Annotated in this window: 16 protein-coding genes; 1 reads left to right on the plus strand and 15 read right to left on the minus strand. The window is 64.2% G+C overall.

What is annotated here, in order from left to right:
• Positions 1–258: 258 nt before the first annotated feature.
• The 15 genes from BH93_RS17785 to eccCa all read right to left on the minus strand — a co-directional run bounded on the left by BH93_RS17785 (position 259) and on the right by eccCa (position 15,168).
• Complete coding sequence (locus tag BH93_RS17785) at positions 259–771, minus strand: AAA family ATPase (protein WP_052065675.1); 513 nt, start codon at positions 769–771, stop codon at positions 259–261.
• A gap of 381 nt (positions 772–1,152) precedes the next feature.
• Positions 1,153–1,350 carry a hypothetical protein gene (locus tag BH93_RS17790; RefSeq protein ID WP_155291088.1) on the minus strand — a complete coding sequence of 66 codons (198 nt, stop codon included), beginning with the start codon at positions 1,348–1,350 and terminating at the stop codon, positions 1,153–1,155.
• A complete protein-coding gene (locus BH93_RS17795; protein WP_052065672.1) occupies positions 1,347–2,789 on the minus strand; it encodes a phage major capsid protein in 1,443 nt (480 codons plus the stop codon). The genes BH93_RS17790 and BH93_RS17795 overlap by 4 nt, the downstream gene beginning before the upstream one ends.
• A 2-nt stretch (positions 2,790–2,791) precedes the next feature.
• Entirely contained in the window at positions 2,792–3,424 is a 633-nt protein-coding gene (locus tag BH93_RS17800; RefSeq protein ID WP_080739215.1) for an HK97 family phage prohead protease, read from the minus strand.
• 181 nt (positions 3,425–3,605) lie between these two features.
• Positions 3,606–3,857: a hypothetical protein gene (locus BH93_RS17805; protein WP_037176597.1), complete on the minus strand. Its 252-nt coding sequence runs from the start codon at positions 3,855–3,857 to the stop codon at positions 3,606–3,608.
• Positions 3,854–4,069, minus strand: coding sequence for a hypothetical protein (locus BH93_RS17810; protein ID WP_037176595.1), 216 nt, complete (start codon positions 4,067–4,069; stop codon positions 3,854–3,856). The genes BH93_RS17805 and BH93_RS17810 overlap by 4 nt, the downstream gene beginning before the upstream one ends.
• Complete coding sequence (locus BH93_RS17815) at positions 4,066–4,296, minus strand: hypothetical protein (protein ID WP_155291087.1); 231 nt, start codon at positions 4,294–4,296, stop codon at positions 4,066–4,068. The genes BH93_RS17810 and BH93_RS17815 overlap by 4 nt, the downstream gene beginning before the upstream one ends.
• 210 nt (positions 4,297–4,506) lie before the next feature.
• The gene (locus BH93_RS17820) at positions 4,507–6,474 is read right to left on the minus strand and encodes a bifunctional DNA primase/polymerase (protein ID WP_052065668.1); all 1,968 of its coding nucleotides are present in this window, start codon (positions 6,472–6,474) and stop codon (positions 4,507–4,509) included.
• A 154-nt stretch (positions 6,475–6,628) separates the two neighbouring features.
• Entirely contained in the window at positions 6,629–6,829 is a 201-nt protein-coding gene (locus tag BH93_RS17825; protein WP_037176591.1) for a helix-turn-helix domain-containing protein, read from the minus strand.
• Between the two features lie 258 nt (positions 6,830–7,087).
• A complete protein-coding gene (locus tag BH93_RS17830) occupies positions 7,088–8,581 on the minus strand; it encodes a recombinase family protein (protein ID WP_052065667.1) in 1,494 nt (497 codons plus the stop codon).
• A gap of 15 nt (positions 8,582–8,596) precedes the next feature.
• Positions 8,597–8,725: a hypothetical protein gene (locus tag BH93_RS28140; protein WP_277950832.1), complete on the minus strand. Its 129-nt coding sequence runs from the start codon at positions 8,723–8,725 to the stop codon at positions 8,597–8,599.
• A 117-nt stretch (positions 8,726–8,842) separates the two neighbouring features.
• Complete coding sequence (locus BH93_RS17840) at positions 8,843–9,124, minus strand: WXG100 family type VII secretion target (RefSeq protein ID WP_032376663.1); 282 nt, start codon at positions 9,122–9,124, stop codon at positions 8,843–8,845.
• Positions 9,125–9,190: 66 nt separating this feature from the next.
• Entirely contained in the window at positions 9,191–9,556 is a 366-nt protein-coding gene (locus BH93_RS17845) for a WXG100 family type VII secretion target (RefSeq protein ID WP_032376662.1), read from the minus strand.
• 159 nt (positions 9,557–9,715) lie between these two features.
• Positions 9,716–11,173 (minus strand): type VII secretion-associated protein, encoded by a 1,458-nt coding sequence (locus tag BH93_RS17850; RefSeq protein WP_037176589.1) that lies wholly within the window; start codon positions 11,171–11,173, stop codon positions 9,716–9,718.
• Complete coding sequence (eccCa, locus tag BH93_RS17855) at positions 11,170–15,168, minus strand: type VII secretion protein EccCa (RefSeq protein WP_052065666.1); 3,999 nt, start codon at positions 15,166–15,168, stop codon at positions 11,170–11,172. The genes BH93_RS17850 and eccCa overlap by 4 nt, the downstream gene beginning before the upstream one ends.
• 247 nt (positions 15,169–15,415) lie before the next feature.
• Between eccCa and BH93_RS17860 the strand changes: the two genes are divergently transcribed.
• Positions 15,416–16,405, plus strand: coding sequence for an LLM class flavin-dependent oxidoreductase (locus BH93_RS17860; RefSeq protein WP_037176587.1), 990 nt, complete (start codon positions 15,416–15,418; stop codon positions 16,403–16,405).
• Positions 16,406–16,446 lie beyond the last annotated feature (41 nt).

The raw sequence follows: 16,446 nt of genomic DNA on the forward strand, positions 1-16,446 counted from the left end.
GGTAGGCATGGCGTGCGCTGCTGCACTGTTGGTGCATGGGTTGCCAAGGGCTGCAGTGGTAGTGGTCAACACAGTCAGTGCAACATGGTGGTTGTCACAGTTGTTCACGTTGGTGATGATGCAACTGTTCATGTGCGTAGGTTCACCACTGCACTACTCGTGCAAGCGTCAACCACGTCTGGTCCACGTCCACCCGACCACGCCGTGGTTCAACACCGGCAACGCCCGGCTCGTCTGGACCCGCACGGCGTGGATGGTCTAACCCCAGCGGCGTGAGGTACGGGGCTTGAGAGGAACGCGCCGGCCCTCGGACGTATAGACCCACTGTTGAGCCTCGGCGGCTTTCTTCTGGGCTCTGCGGATCTCTCGGCGCTCAGGGTAGTAGTAGTCGAGGGCAACATCTTTCAGATGCGCGGGGCGCTCAGCGGCGATACGTTGCATCACAACATCTTCGCCGGGATCGATCACATGGATCGTTGCGTCGACTTCGGCATATCGCTTGCGCTGCTGTGCATTCGGACTGGTGTGGACGATGTAGGCATCGACGGCAAGCCCGCGCCAGTATTCGGACTTCAGAACGTAGTCGACCGCGGCGCGGCGAGAGGCTTGAATCATCCGAGCAAGCGCCTGGTCATAGACACGAGATCCACCCGCGCCGAACGCGTCGGCCATCACGTCGAAGTCGATCACGGTGTCCAGCCCCGGCCGCGCATGCTCGGCGACGAACGTCGATTTACCCGACGCTGGTGGTCCTGTCACGATGTGGATCATGTTCTTCGGCTCTCAGTTGACGTGTGGCAGCGTTTCGAGGCGCTGGTAATACTGGAACACCCCCACCGAGATCACGGAGCACTACGGCCAGGTGGGTAGCCGTGCGCGTCGACATGATCTCGGCAGGGGTGTCGATCCCGCTCGGGAGGCTCCGCGAAGAACTACCGAACGGGAAGTGTTGCTCTGTAGGCGAACTCGGCCAACCAACCAGTTCGCTTGCGCGAGGGTGAAATGAGGTAAAGGCCCTCGGCCCACATCGGACTACTGAGCTATCGGATCACGCGGACCCGACCCCCAAGTCCTTGCAACGGAACTCGGGGAAGATTGGGGACCTGCAGTGCGGTAGCCGCGTCCAACGAATTACCGCACTGCAGGTGGTTCTCAGCCTGCCGAGCAATACACGGGAGCGTAACCCTCGGTTCTCGGAGGTGGTGGGACGTACCGGACCCAACGATCAGGATCGGCCAGCGCCCATTGTGACCCGACTGCTGTTCTCGCGCCCTGCGGCACCACGACCTCGGCCCCGGTATCAGGATCGGTTGTCGTGAATGCCGCAGGTGCGATCAGAACATCGGTCATGCGGTCGTCGCGATATTGAGCGCTCGGAACCCGGCGCTGTTGATCACGTCGCCGCCGATACGCGTGTACAGAACGATTCCGCGTTGGCCGGTGGGTCGACCGTTCGGGCCGGTGAGGTTCTGAATGAACTCCACGGATGCGCCGATTCTGTTGACGCACAGGTAGTTCTTCCAGTCTCCGTAGATCAGGACCAGGTTGGCTGCGTCGGTCACGGCGGGGTTGAAACCCTCCAGGTTCGACAGTTCGTTGACGCTGCGGCTCAACAGTCGACCGTCGGCCAGCTCGGGGAATGTCTTGGACCCGTTGCCGGTCTCGAACTGGCGAAGGATGTTGATGATCGCCAGATTGGCCGCGAACTGTGCGCCCGCCTGGAAACGAGGCGGTAAGGCCTGCTGCAGCTTGTAGACATCACCGGGCGAAAGAGTCTCGGGAGCCGCGGGAGTCAGGACGTAGGGTGCGCCTGCTGCTGCCAGAGCCGTTGCAACACCGCGGGGCTGGCCGACTCCTGTGCCGGTCGTGAAGGCGGTGTTGGTGAGCTGATCGAGCCCGTCGGCCATGAGAATCTGCAACTGCCCCAACAGATCTGCCGAATCCTGTTCGACCTCCCACGAGAACGGGACGAACGCAGTGGCCTTGTGCACCGGAACGACCGGAGCGGCCAGAGTCGGGCTCGCGTCGGCCATCTCCTGCGCCTCGGGTGTCCACGATGCCTGCACTCCCGCAGAACTCACGCCGCGCCAGGCCTGGCCGGTGACGGTCTCGTTCCGTGCGATCTTGCGAATCGGGTTGGTACTGCCGTCACTGGTCAGAACGACCGTGGGATCGAGACTGAGAGGCACCAGCGCCAGGCCTGCAGCGGAACTGCCCTCGTTCATCGCCCGCTGGACATTCTGCGCATTGCGGTAGGCCTCGGACTCTGCTGCGGTCCACTCCAGGTGCCCACGGGAAGGATCGGCCAGCATCTTGCCGAATGCACTGCGGTAAGCCGGGTCGCCTGCAGCTCGTGCCCAGCGGGTGGCCGTGGTGGAGTCTTCGCCACGCAACAGTGCTTCGACGCCGGTCGCTGCATCCTCGGAGAGGTGCTTCGCCTTGACGTCACTCTCCAGGTTGCGAAGTACTACGTCTCGATCGGTGGTGCCTCGGGTGCTGCGGCTCGGGGCGTCGTCGTGGGCACCCCGTTCGATGAGTCCGAGCATCTTGCTGCGCTTCTCGTGCTGGCTGTCCAGGTACTCGATGCCCTCGGTGAGTTCGGTAAAGCGGGCCTCGTCGTCAGGATCCAGCTCGTTCCGATCCTCGTTGGCTTCGACCAGATCGGCCAGTTCCTCGCGCAGCTCTTCGCGGCGTTCGTCGGCCTCGGTGACGGTCAAGCCCCGGAGTTCCAACGTGTCTACTGCGGTGCCGGTGTCGGCCGCTGTGGTGGTCTTCCTACGTCGTGTCATGTCTATGTCCTTCTCGTGTTGATCAGTGCTAGTTGCCTTTTGGCGGCATTGGTGGTGATGCTGTGCGGTGCAGCGGATCGGACGCCTACGCTCGTGGTCTTGTACGCGGGAGACACCACGGGACCGGCCTCGGAAACTTCCATCGCGGTGATGGTTCGCCGGATCGGATCGCCGGACGACTGCCACAGCAGTTGCTCGACTTCCTGCCGGGTGAGGTGTCGGCCCTTGGAGTTCGTCCAGGTGTCGCGCAGGACGCGCATCGAGATCGACATTCCGGTGATGCCGCCGCCTGCGATTGCCTGGCGCACAGGTAGAACGAGGTCGTTGTCGAATAGACGGCCCCGTACGAACAGGCCGTGCGCGTCGGGCCGAACCTCGGTGTATGCGCCGATGGGAACCGAGCCGACTCGGGCGTCTCGTCCGTGTTGGAACTGCATCGTCGGCAGTGGTGCGTTGGCGGGATACGCGGACTTGGCGATCCGCTCGATGAACCGACCCTCGTATGAGTTGATGGTCGTATCGGTCCCGAAAACCGTGGCGTAGCCCTCGATATTGAGGCCATCGTCGTCGTCCTCGGCACCGCGCATCTCGAACGGTACGTCCAGTGTCCGCGTGAGTGATGGCTGTCTGGCCATGGTTGTCTCACTTCAGGATTGGATGAGAATGTGCACACAGGTCGGAGTGACCCGGCACCGAACGAATGAGCCTGCATCTTCCGTTACCTGCCAGACGGCCCGTAGGGCGCACATCTCGGTCGGACGATGTTCTCTGTTCGGTGCCGAGCCTACCCCGTTGTACCAACCGTTGCACCCGTGGTTATTCGGCGGTGGTGTGCCGTTCCAACGTCGGTAGCAACTGGTCTTCGTCGTCGGCCAGCCACCACCGCGGTACGGCCACGATGACGCGATCCTCGGCCCTGACTTCGACGAACTCGGGAGTGATGTACGGCTGCAGCATCGGCAGGGCTGCACGCTCGGTCTGGTCCATCTTCGACAACACGTAGTCCAGGCAGGCACCGAGCTTGATGGCCACGATCTCCTCGTGCACGAGCGATTCGGGCGTACTCACCTTGCCTCCTCGGCCACCGGCAACGATTGACCGCACGAGGTGCAGAACTTCGTCGGCGTGTTGCCCGCCTGGCATTGACCGCCGCCGCACACGAGCTGTCTACCGGTGGCGGTGTCGAGGTACTTCACGTCCATGCCCTTGACGATCGGGCGGCTGCAGCGGCCACACTGGCCGGAAGAGAACTTGGCCTTGAAGGTGCGAGCGCCGGTCATGCCCGTACCCCCAACGCGTCGAGGCCCTTGGCTGTCAGGGTGTGCGTCCGGTCGGTGGTCTGGGTCGCTTCCTCGTGCGACTGCAGGACGTTGAGGATGCCGCGTACGGCTGTCGCGGAGTATCCGAGTACGGCGGCGATGTTGTCGAGGTGGATGCCCGGTGTCGATGCGACGACGCGGAGTACGGCCATCTCTCGTGGTGTGCGATGTCGTTCGGTGGTGGTCATGCTGTGCTCCTTCGGGAAGGTGAACACCTTCGGAAGATGTCCATGTGTCTGGGGGCGTGATTGTTCGTGTCTTCGCAGGTCAGGGCGTGATTGTTCGATTGCGGGAGAAGGTGTACATGTTCGCCTTCGATCGGAGTAGAAGAAATACGCCCTGACCTGCGAAGAAGAGAAGAAGAACGTTGTAAGTCCTTGGGTACTGATGCGCTTGATCTAGTCCGCGGGCAGCACCCACAGCCACGGGCCGTTGTCGATTCCCGGTGCCTTCTTCGACACCACGGCCAGGTTCGCCTTGGCCCTGTTGAGCGCTCGGGTGGAATACAACTCGGCTCGTGCTGCGGCCTGTACGACCTTCGCTTCGGCGCTTCCGTTGCCGGTCGTCAGGAATTCGCGCAACCACTTGGTGCAGTCTCTGGACTCGCCCTGATCGCTGTCGATGTCGTGAGCCGCTTGGAACTGTTGTGCTGCGGACGAATCGGACTGGCCGACGAACCGCACAGCCACAGTCTCGATGTCGTCGTGCACGACGCCGAACGTCTGGAACCGTGACGCCACACCCACACGAGCACCGTTGGACTTGTCGGTGCCCACGGTCAGTACGTCCTCGGTGTCGGCCTCGCGCTGTGCCAGCAGCGTCGACCGTGCCGCTTTACGCAGTTCGCCCGTGGACCCGTACGCATCTCGCGTCGAGCCCGTCGACAGCCGGTTCGTGTGAGTTACCAGCAGCATCGACGTGTCCGAGCTGGCGCACCATTCCTTGAGCGGGTGCAGCGCGCGCCGTGCTTGCTGGCTGTCCTTCACGCTGAGGTTCGCGGGCAACGTATCCGACCATGCATCCACGATCACGAGGTCCGCGTCCTCGGGTATCCGGTCCAGGTTGGTCGGCAGTGTCGGTGATCCTTCGCCGTCGGCGTCCTCACTGACGACACGAACCCGATTCAGGTCCGCGCCTGCAGCGATGAGCCTCGGCAGAACGTCTGTCGCCCACGGGTCCTCGGTGATGATCAGGACCACTTCCCGCGGCGTCGTCCCGGTGATCCCGAACTCGGGTGCAGGGGTGCCGGTGGTCAACTTCGCCACCAACCACACCCACCAGGCCGACTTACCGATCCCCTCGGCACCGACCAGCAGAGTCAACTGGCCCTTGGGGATTCGCCCCTCGGCCAACCACTCCTTACGCCGAGCTGCCACCATCTCGGACGCGCGTCGTGCTCGGGGTCCTGCAGGCGCAACAGGATTGACGGCATCGTCGGATCGGATATCACCGATCATCTCGTCCATGGCCGATACAGCGGCAACCGTGTAGTGCTCTGCCGATGGTGTCTGTCCGACTTTGACCTGTGCGCCGTGGACCATACGGTCGAACTCGGTGGCAGCGTCGGAGCGATCCGAACCGATCGCCAGGACGTACGCAGCTCGCAACTGCACCAACGCGTCCGTAGTGCCAGGGTGTCCACGCTCTGCCAACCGAACCACCCGGTTGATGTGCTCGAGCATCGTGTCGTGGCGTGAGCCTGATTCACCTTGTGCGGCCTCAAGCGCGTCGGCCAGTGCTCGTGCTACCTCGGCGTCGGCAGATCCGTCCGTGAGCCGTACAGGACCGGCATCGGGTGCCGTGATCGCCGCGGGAGCAGCGCCCAGACCATCGAGGTGATCGACCCACGACGGCGGCAGCATCGGCAACGATCCGACAGCCGGGGAGTCGACTTCGGTGCCCTCGGAGTCCAGCCATCGGTACGGGTTGCCCTCGGGATGCAGCGACGGCGGTGCCACGGCATACCGGTGCCCGCGGCGAACGATGTCGATCCCCTTGCCCAGACCACTCGGCAGCAACGTCCCAACAGGAATGCGATAGAACGAGATACCCGACCCGTCGGTGCGCGCGGTGGTCCTCGGTGTCGACGTCAGCGGCCCCAGATTCTCGACAAGCGCAGCAAGAGTGGTCAGCCCGTCGTGATAGGCGTCGATGTCGATCCCGACCACGTTCTCGGGCATCCGTAGACCGATGTTGTCGCCGTCGTGGCCACCCTCGATCCAGGCTTGGATATCCGCGCCCGATGCGTCGATACCGTCATTGCCCGTGTAGCCGGTGATCGTGATGCGCTTGCTGCCGTGCGGGATCGGGACGACGTTCCAGCCTGCGGACTTGTACTCGTGGGCAGTGTCGCCGAAACCGCTCATGCCGAACCGCCTTGGATGCAGTGCGGACAGGTGAGCTTGCCGTCGAGGTGGGTCCAGTCGGACAGGGGCTCGTGGCGTGGCTGCCGGTGGCACAGGTGGCAGTGAGCGGTAGGTCGATCGGTCCAGCGCTGGCCGGACACCATGCCTGCCGACTTCACAGTGCACCGGCATCAACGAACGCTTCGAGGTCACTGCGCTTGACGCGGATCGGCGAAGTCTTGCCACCACCGAGCTTGGACGCTTTGAGTTGTCCTGCAGCGATATACGCGCGAACGGTAGTAGTGCCCAGTCCTAGCTCGTCGGCGACTTGAGAGATTGACAGGTAGTTGTTGGACATCGGATTGCCTTCCAGCACACGAACTTACGGTGTGTGGTTGGCATCCGGCCTTAGCGACGGTCAGCCCCGTCGAGGTCGCGCCCACAGTCGTGCCTGGCAGTCCTGGGTGTCGAGCGTCGGAGCGATGCGAGCTGACTTCGCTTCTCCGATAAGACCAGTCTTTATCAGGTTGTGTCGGGTTGCAAGGCTCGGACCGAAATACCGCCCTGAGCAGGTACAATAAGGGCCACGGGTTGCCTTCCCGACGATTCTGGCGATGCCCTCGGTGTGCTGACACTAGCCGGGGGCATCGTCGTCGCCCAAGGGTCCGTAGTGCTCGAAACCTTCGGGCTGTGTGCGGAGATTCTTGTGCATGGTGATCTGAATCCGGTCAGGGTCGAACGTGCGCCCCTCGGCAGGCAGCATCACTATGTCCGCGGCCGAACGAATGAACTCACGTTGCTCGTCCAGGGTCCACGAGGCCCATAGATCCTCGGCAGGGGTATTCAGGATGCGAGCGGCCGGATCGGACACACGAGCGGCACTCTCGGCGGCATCGGTGGCCGTTTTGATCTGCGGCAACAACCGGGCCTCGATCCTCGCAAGCGCTGTCGCTGAAACCTTGCCCTCGGCCACCTGGTCATAAACGGCGTCGAGACGTTGCTGTAGCTCACGCGCCTCGGTCAGGTGCTCCCCCACCGCTTGTACCGCGGGATCGATTGGTTGGTCGTCATCGTCGTGTTCTGCTGTGACGAAAACCAATTCGATCCGGTAATGCTCGATCGCCTGCAGGATTCGTTGCACGACAACGGCGTCCACCTTCGACAACTCGCGTGCCATATGCGACGGTCGACCTGAGCACTTGTAGATCGGCCGGCCGTGGTTTGCGCTCTTGTACAACGGGATTCCGCATACTCCGCACTTCGCGATGCCCGACAGTAGGTAGCGCGGTGGTGTGCCACGCGGGATATGCGCGGTCCTCACCGGATCGGTCAGTACGGCCTTGAGCCGAACGTGCTCGTCCTCGGTCAGGATCGGTTCCCAGTTCCCCTGCGTCAGCGAGCCCTTGTGCACTCGGAAACCGGCGTACGCGGGGTTCATCACCATGTTGCGGATCGTGTACCCGTGCCATCGCTCGGACCCGTTCGCGGTCAGCAGTCCCCTGCTCTGGAAGTCGAGCCCGATGCTGCGCAGCGATTCACCGGTCAGCACTCGCTCGGCCGCTTCTTTGACGATCGGTGCCGTCACCTCGTCGGGCACCCGTCGGACGATCTTCCCGGTATCGGGGTCACGAACACCGCGGTAGCCGTAGATGGTTCGGCCGTGCCACTTGCCGTCGGCCGCGTTCGCGCTGAGCGCTCTCAGTACGCGCTTGCGGGTCTGGGCCGACTCCTTCTTCGACACGGCGTGGTTGATGTCGAGATTGAAGGCGTCGTCGGGGTCGTCGGCGTTGTACGTTCGGCCCGCGTAGTGCCACGGTATTTCCAACTGCTTGCAGAATGCGGCCAGCGCCGTCCGGTCCTCATCGTTGCGCGCCAGCCGCGACAGTTCCCACACGACGAGCACGTCACCGCGTCGGAGCACTTGGAACAACCGACGGAAACCGGGCCGCTCACCCGGCGACCACTCGGACGCGCCTCGCTCGCGATCTTCGACCTCCTCGCCGACGGGCCACCCCTGGCGTGCACACTCGGCCCTGCAGTCGGTCAGTTGCTCGTCCACCGACTTCGATGTGCCGTCCCTACCTGCCTTGGACACCCTGGCGTAGATCACGGCGCGTGAGATGGTCATCTGACCAGCGTATACCTAAAGCGTAACGTCGTCGGTGGTCCACCGCGATCCTTCGATCACCGACGCCAGTTCGTCTCGCAGGGACTCGAGTCGATGCTCGGCACGAGACCGCTCGACCGCGAGTGCTGCTCCGAAATCCGTCACCACACCAGTAGACCCCCGAGGTGGGCTCGGATGCCGAGAAACGGCATCTGCCCCGACCGAATTTCTCGGTCGGGGCAAATCCCTTTCGTCGTGCGTCTCTCCCTCGAGCCGAGAGAGTCAGCGAGCCATTCGCGCCTTGTTGGCCATCTCGACGCCGTGCATGGTCTCGCCACCGGTGCGGGCAGCCGCGACGAGGCTCGACAGAATGAGATTGAGCTCGTCGGATGCGGAATTCCACTGGCGCTGAAGCTCGTAGTAGGACGTCATCGCGTCGCCCTCCCACGATTCGTAGAGCCGCTTCGCAGTACTGTCCACGTCCCCGAGGAGGTCCTTGGTCACGTTCGCCTGCTTGTTCATCGCCTCGGTCAACGCCGCGATCTGCGCGAAGTCGTATTTCATGTCGAATCAGTCTCCTTGGTCGAGCTCGGTCGTGTGGTTTGTCTCGTGGTCACCGGATACGAGGGGTTATTTGAAGGAGGACAGGCCCGAGTTCAGGGACCCGGCCACCTGATTGACGGCCGACACGTTGTCGTCGTCGGCGTCGGAATAGCCGTGGCCGTTGGTCTTGATGTCCGCGGAGATCTGTTCCAGCGCGCTGCGCATCTTCTGTGCGCTGGTGTCCCACTGCGCCATCACGTCCTGAAAAGACTTGCCTGCCTTGCCGACCCAGGCCTCGGCGGTCTGTTCGACGATGGAGCGGACTGCTGAATTGGAAGCGTTGATCGAGACGCTCAGCCCCTCGATCGTGGCTCCGGCAGCGACGAGCTCCTGCGGTGTGACTGTGACGCCGTTCGACGAACCCGTAGATTCCGGTCCCCCTGGATATCCCACTTCGACTCCTAGTACTCGTTACTCGAATCACGTGCACCCGCGGCACACGTGCTGTTCGACCGAGAGGCCTTGTCCGGCCTGCTCACTCCCCTACATCTCCTTGGACGCAGCAACCCCTCGATTCGGTTCCGGCTGCACTCGAAAAACTGTGGTCGGCTCTCACGCCGTCGGGACGATCTCCAGGCTCTGGGTGGCCAGGTCGCATTCGGCGTCGATCACGGCCGAGTCGACGCCCTCGAACTGGCAACCGATACTGACCTGCAGATCGGCCTCGACGAACACCCGCCAGAGCACCGTCGAATCGTCGATGGGCGTCTCCGTGTAGGCGATCCCGACCCGACCACCGAAATCACGGACGGGTTCGAGCGACCCGACTGTGGAGTCCGGGCCACGGGCATCGACGGCCGATCGGAGCTCGGCCGCCACCTGTTCCTGCGTCGAACCCGGCGCCAGGTCGGCCACCGTGACGACGATGCGTCGGTCCGGAGGTGTCGGCGGAATCAACACCATGCGGTCCGGGTCGTCCAGCCTCGTCCAGGTGGCCGGCAGACGCATCGAGGCCCGTCCCGATACGAACGTCACCGTTCGAACCGGCAGAGGTACATCGGTCGACGTGGTCGATGGTGCCGTATCGACGGTAGACACCGACGTACTGCTGCTCGGTGCCACGATCGGCGAGAACGGCTGTGCTGCTGCGGTTTCGACGCTCCCGGGCGAACTGGAGACGAAATACACCGCGGCACATGTCGATACGACGGCAACCGCGACTCCGACCGCGACTGCGATTCGAGAGGACACCGGATTTCGCCGAGGGGACGGCACGGTGACGTCGTCGAGCCACGCTGCCGACCGAGTCGTCGCCGCACGGACGGACGGTGCCGGTTCGAGATCCGCGCCGGCCCGCCGATACAGCGACCTGGCGATATCGAGTCCGGTCAGCCACCTGTTGCTGCGATCGACGACGAGGTCGGCTCCAGCGTTCGCCGATGCCACCACGAATACCTCGTCCGGGCAGTGCGAGAGCGACGAACGAACGTAGTCACCGATAGCGCGCCGCCAGGCATCGTCGTCGCCTGCACCGAAGGGGACGACGGCACCGGTGTCACCGCCGTGCGCCCCCGACGGGTCGATGACGAGCACGGTCGTATCGAGAGCACCCACTTCGACGACGACCGCGGCGGACGGCGCACGTTCACCCGACGACTCGATCGCGGCCGCGGCCGTCTCCGCGAGCACCACCTCGTTCGCCGACGCCGCGAACGTGGCGCGAAGGAAACCCGTGCGCTCGTCGCCCCAGATCGACGGATACGCGATCTCGAGTACATCGAGTCGGTCGCGCACCCCGGCGTTCTGCAGCGCCGACCACACGATCCCGAGCAGAACTTCGCCTCGGTTCCACACCGAGGTTCCCACCGCGATGTACGGGTCGTCGATACACAGCAGGGGCGGTATCTCCCCTGCCGCGTCGGCACGACCGAACACGAGGCGGCCACCTTCGACCGTGGCGAATGCCGAGCCGACGCTCTCTCGCGGTCCCTCGAGCGGGCCGCTCGTCGCGACGACCGAGACCTCGGCATACCCCAGATGCACTGCCGCATAGCGCCACGAGTCGGTCAACTGGAATGCCCGAGCTGGACGAGAGCCTGACCGGAGCGATCGACGAAGACGCCGCGTCCGGGCGGCATGGCACTGGGCCGTACCGTCCCGAGCAGGTTCCCCTCGTCGCGGCTTCCGCTCATGACCACACCAGGTGTCACCAGATCGCGTAGCCGTCCGATGACCGGGTCGAACAGTGCCCGGCCTGCGCCGCCCGAGCGGCGCGCCACGATGACGTGAAGCCCGATGTCTCGTGCGTGCGGAAGGTGTTCCACCAACGGCACCAGGGGGTTTCCCGACGATGTGGCCACCAGGTCGTAGTCGTCGACGACGACGAACACCTCGGGACCATCCCACCAGGAGCGGTCGCGAAGCTGTTGTTGGGTCACATCGGAACCCGGCATGCGGTCGCTCATACGACCGGCGAGGTCGACGATCATGCTCGTCAGAGTCGCCTGCGAGGCCGCGTAGCCCGCCAGATGATCGGAATCGACTGTGCCGAGAAGAGTTCGGCGGTAGTCCGCGACGATGATCTTGACCCGATCGGATGAATTGGCCAGGGTGAGCGATCGACAGATCCCGCGCAGCAGAGACGTCTTGCCGCACTCGCTGTCGCCGAACACCACGAAGTGCGGATTCTCCGCGAAATCGAGTACCACCGGCGCCAACTCGGCCTCGTCGATGCCGATGGGAACTCCGAGTTCGGGAGTGCCGCCTCGTGTTCGGGGCCACGCATCGCCGAGCTGAGCAAGGATCGCGGACCGTTCGAGCAACTCCGGCAGCATCCGAACCTGCGGCGCAGGGGTTCCCGTGGATGCCGCGGAGATCGCTGCGACCGATTCACCGACTGCGCGAGACAGATCGTCGACGGAACTCCGCTGGTCCACTCGAGGAAGCGCAATCGACATGTGCAGTCCTTCCCTGGTCATACCCCGTCCGGGCCGGCCTTCCGGAACACTCGCTGCCTTCGCACGGCCCATGTCCGAATCCGACGGATCGCCGAGGCGCAATTCCAATCGGGTACCGATCAGATCTTTTGTCGCAGGACGAACTTCGGCCCACCGCGACGCCGTGAGGATCAGATGCAGACCGAAAGCAAGGCCCTGGGTTGCCAAGGTGGCGATCGACTGTTCGAGGCTCTCGAAGTCGGATCTGATGGACGGCCACCCGTCGATGACGAGAAAGACGTCCCCGAACCGATCGTCGGGATCGACGGGCTGCGTCGCACGTCGACGCCGGAACTCCGCCATCGAGTCGATTCCGCGATCACGGAAGGTCTTTTCCCGCTGCCGCACGACACCCGCAACCTCGGCCACGGTCCGCCGAACCCGATCGACGTCGAGCCTGTTGGCAACCGATCCCACGTGCGGAAGATCGGCCAGACCGGCCAACGTTCCGCCGCCGAAATCCAAGCAGTAGAACTGGATCTGCGCGGGTGAATGCGTCATGGCCAGCGCCAGAATCAGCGACCGAAGAGCCGTCGACTTCCCCGATTGCGGGGCCCCGACGATAGCGACGTGACCTGCTGCACCGGAGAGATCGACGGTCAGCAGATCGCGGCGCTGATCGAACGGTCGATCGATGATGCCGATCGGAGCACGTAGACCCGAACGTGGATCGATGCGCTCGGTCAGGACCGACTCGGGCAGCAGCTGTATCAACGTGGGTGCGGTATCCAGCGGTGGCAACCACACTTCGTGAGCCGGCATCCCACGCCCGCGAATTCGTCCGACGACCACATCGAGCACCGTTGCACCGGTGGTCTCGGACTCGGCCGGCTCCGGTTCGTCCACGGGAGCCTGCGCGGCCTCGATACGGCCGACATCGATGGAATCGAGTGGCACCGCATAGGCAGTGAAGGGCCTCGGCCTGACGTCGGCTCCCAGCACAGCTCGCGCACCGATACTCGACCGTGGCGGCTCGTAGGGGCCGGAGACGTACGCTGCAGCAAACCTGACGATTTCGGCAGAATCGCACTTGAGGTAGCCCGCACCGGGTTGCGCGGGAAGGTGGTAAGCGTCGGGAACGCCGAGCACCGAGCGAGACTCGTTCGCGGAGAACGTCTTCAAGCCGATTCGGTACGAAAGATGACTGTCCAACCCGCGCAGTTTTCCCTCTTCGAGGCGCTGACTGGCCAGGAGCAAATGCATATGCAGTGAACGCCCGAGCCTGCCGATCGCCACGAACAACTCGGCGAATTCCGGCTGCTGACTGAGCAGCTCCGAGAATTCGTCGACCACCACGAACAGAGCGGGCATCGGTGCCAGATTCGCCCCCGCGGCGCGCGCCTTCTCGTAGTCCGAGACGTTTGCGAAGTTTCCGGCCGAGCGCAACAACTCTTGGCGACGGTTCATCTCGCCGGCCAACGCGTCGCGCATTCGATCTACCAACGCCAGATCCTCCGAGAGGTTGGTGATCACCGCGGCGACGTGCGGTGCGGACTCGAGGCCTGCGAACGTCGCGCCGCCCTTGAAGTCGACGAGCACCAAGTTCAGTTGTTCGGGCGAGTGCGTCGCCACCAATCCGAGCACCAGCGTGCGGAGGAACTCCGATTTCCCGGAACCCGTTGCACCGATGCACAATCCGTGCGGCCCCATCCCGTTCTCGGCCGACTCCTTCAGATCGATCTCCACCGGACTACCGTCGGGTGCCACACCTATCGGCACCCGCAGTCTGTCGCGGCCGCGACGCATCGTCCAGGCCCGGTCGGTATCGAGGGCACCGACATCGGCGATCCCGACCAGACTGTTCCATCCCGAGACTCGCACTCCGTCGTCGCCGGTGGCATCGACCACCGACGACGCGGATGGAGCGCGAAACGGCGACAGGCGTCGGGCAACGGCGTGCGCCTGGGTGGTACTCATCGAGTCCGCGACGGCGAAAACCTCGACCGCGGTCCCGCTCACGGCACCGATCGATCCGTTCTCGGCGAACAACTGGAGACCGCGCGATGCAGCGAGTCTGGGACAGAGACCGGACAAGTCGATGATCGTGACGGAATCGAGGCCCGTGTCGGTGAGGTCGGTCGACCTGTTGTCGAGAAGTCCGCCGTCCACCACGATCACCAGCTGAACTACTCCGGCGACCGGAACTGCCCCGCGTGCGAACCGATTTCGTGAGGCGAGCACATCGCCCAGTGCGCTTTCGAGTTCGAGAAAGCTCCCGAAGATCATCCGAGCCGACCCTGCGACGTCACGCACAGCGTCGTGCTGCGTGTGCGGAAGCCACTTGGTCCACTCCCATTGCTCCACGGTGTCCGGACCGCAGACGATCGCGACTGCAACGTGGTCGGGGCCGTGAAAGCTGCACAGCGAGGCCAACATCGAGCGCACCATCGCTCGCGCACAGTCGCGATCGCCCGCTATCGACAGCGCAGCGAACCCCCTCAGCGACACCGCCGTCGGCAGCGCGGACACCACCGAATGCGCCCGCACGAAACGGCGCAGCGACACCGCAGACACTGGCTCGAGCTCCTCCACCGGCCCTGTCTCGGGTGGTACCAAGCGGGTGGCCAGCCTTTGATCACCGAGACCGACCCGCACATGAGCGAAATCGGGGTCCGACTGTCGTCGCTCCCACATTCGTTCCGTTCCGGCGACCGACCACAGGGTCTCGGGTGACGGGTGGCTCCATTCGAGGGCCCTGCGCTGTGCACGCTCGGTCTCGGCGACGTCGCGGCGCAGCTGATCGAGGTAGCGCAGGTAGTCCTTTCGGTCCTCGTTCGCCTCGGCCGTACGTGCTCCACCGGACTTGCCGCCGCCCGCGAGCATTCCCACCATGGACATCAACATCATGGCCGGGAACATCAACATCATCGGGTTGGCCGCCGCACCGGAGGTGAACATCAGCGCGACCATCCCGACCATGGCCGCGACCATCACCAACGGCATCAATTTCATCAGCAGATTGCCGGGAACTGCGCGCGGAATCTCGGGTGGTGGCTGCAGATCGACCTCACCGCCCGGCGACCGGGGCACTGCCCTGCGCGCGCCGCGAACGAAGCGCACGGTACTCATCGATCCGCCCCCACGGCTGCGCCCCCACAACTGCCTCGCTGCGACCTCCCCCCGAGGCCACGTGGACGACAGGCTAACGCATCGCAGACCGGGCGGTCCACGCACACATCGAGCGCCTGCCCGACTCGGTGCCGCCGCCGGGGTCGTACTGCGCGGGGATGCGAGAAATAGAACACCGCCCGACGCCGTTACACATGAATACGGCTCCCTTGCCGTGCGCTCGACGAACGAAAGGCTGGCTCCCACCGTGTCCGTACCCCTGTCAATCCTCGATCTCGCACATGTGGGCGAGGGCGAATCAGTCCGCGACAGCTTCGACGCCAGCGTCACGCTCGCTCAGCACGCCGAGAACTGGGGATATCGACGCATCTGGTACGCCGAGCACCACAATATGAAGTCGATCGCGTCGTCCGCAACGTCGGTGCTCATCGGGCACGTCGCTGCCCATACCGAGCGGATCCGGCTCGGGTCCGGCGGAATCATGCTCCCCAATCACGCGCCGCTGACCATCGCCGAGCAGTTCGGCACGTTGGCGACCCTGCATCCGGGCCGGATAGACCTCGGCCTGGGTCGCGCCCCTGGGAGTGACCAGGTGACGATGCGCGCGATGCGCCGCGATCCCGAGTCCGCAGATCGATTTCCCCAGGACGTCCAGGAATTGCAGGGGTACCTGTCGACGGAGTCGTTGATCCCCGGGGTGAACGCGACGCCGGGTGCCGGTACCGAAGTGCCGCTCTACATTCTGGGGTCGTCGCTCTTCGGCGCTCAGCTCGCTGCTGCACTTGGACTGCCCTTTGCCTTCGCCTCGCACTTCGCACCCGATGCGCTCGAACAGGCCGTCGCGATCTATCGCCGTGACTTCCGGCCGTCGGCGCAACTGGCCGAGCCGCATCTGATCGTGGGTGTCAACGTGATCGCGGCGGATTCACTCGCCGACGCGCAGGCTCAGTTCCTCCGCACCAAGCGCAGCCGCGTCAGCCTGCTGCTGGGCCGAGGCCGGACCTTCACCGACGAAGAAGCCGACATGGTTCTCGAAGCGCCGGCAGGACAACAGATCGCGAAGATGACCAAGTATTCGGCCGTCGGTACGCCGGACATGGTCAAGGATTACCTCGATCGATTCGCCGAGCGGACGGGCGCCGACGAGCTGATCGTCGCCTCCGGGGTGTCCGATCGAGCATCGTGGCTTCGCTCCTTCGAGTTGCTCGCACAGGTGAGCGACCTCGTCGCAGCCTGAGCGCGAGTGTCTGCGCGCAGTGTGAAGGACGATTGCGAGTC

Origin of the sequence: Rhodococcoides fascians A25f (genome assembly GCF_000760935.2) — a bacterium.
In the GTDB taxonomy this organism is placed as follows: domain Bacteria; phylum Actinomycetota; class Actinomycetes; order Mycobacteriales; family Mycobacteriaceae; genus Rhodococcoides.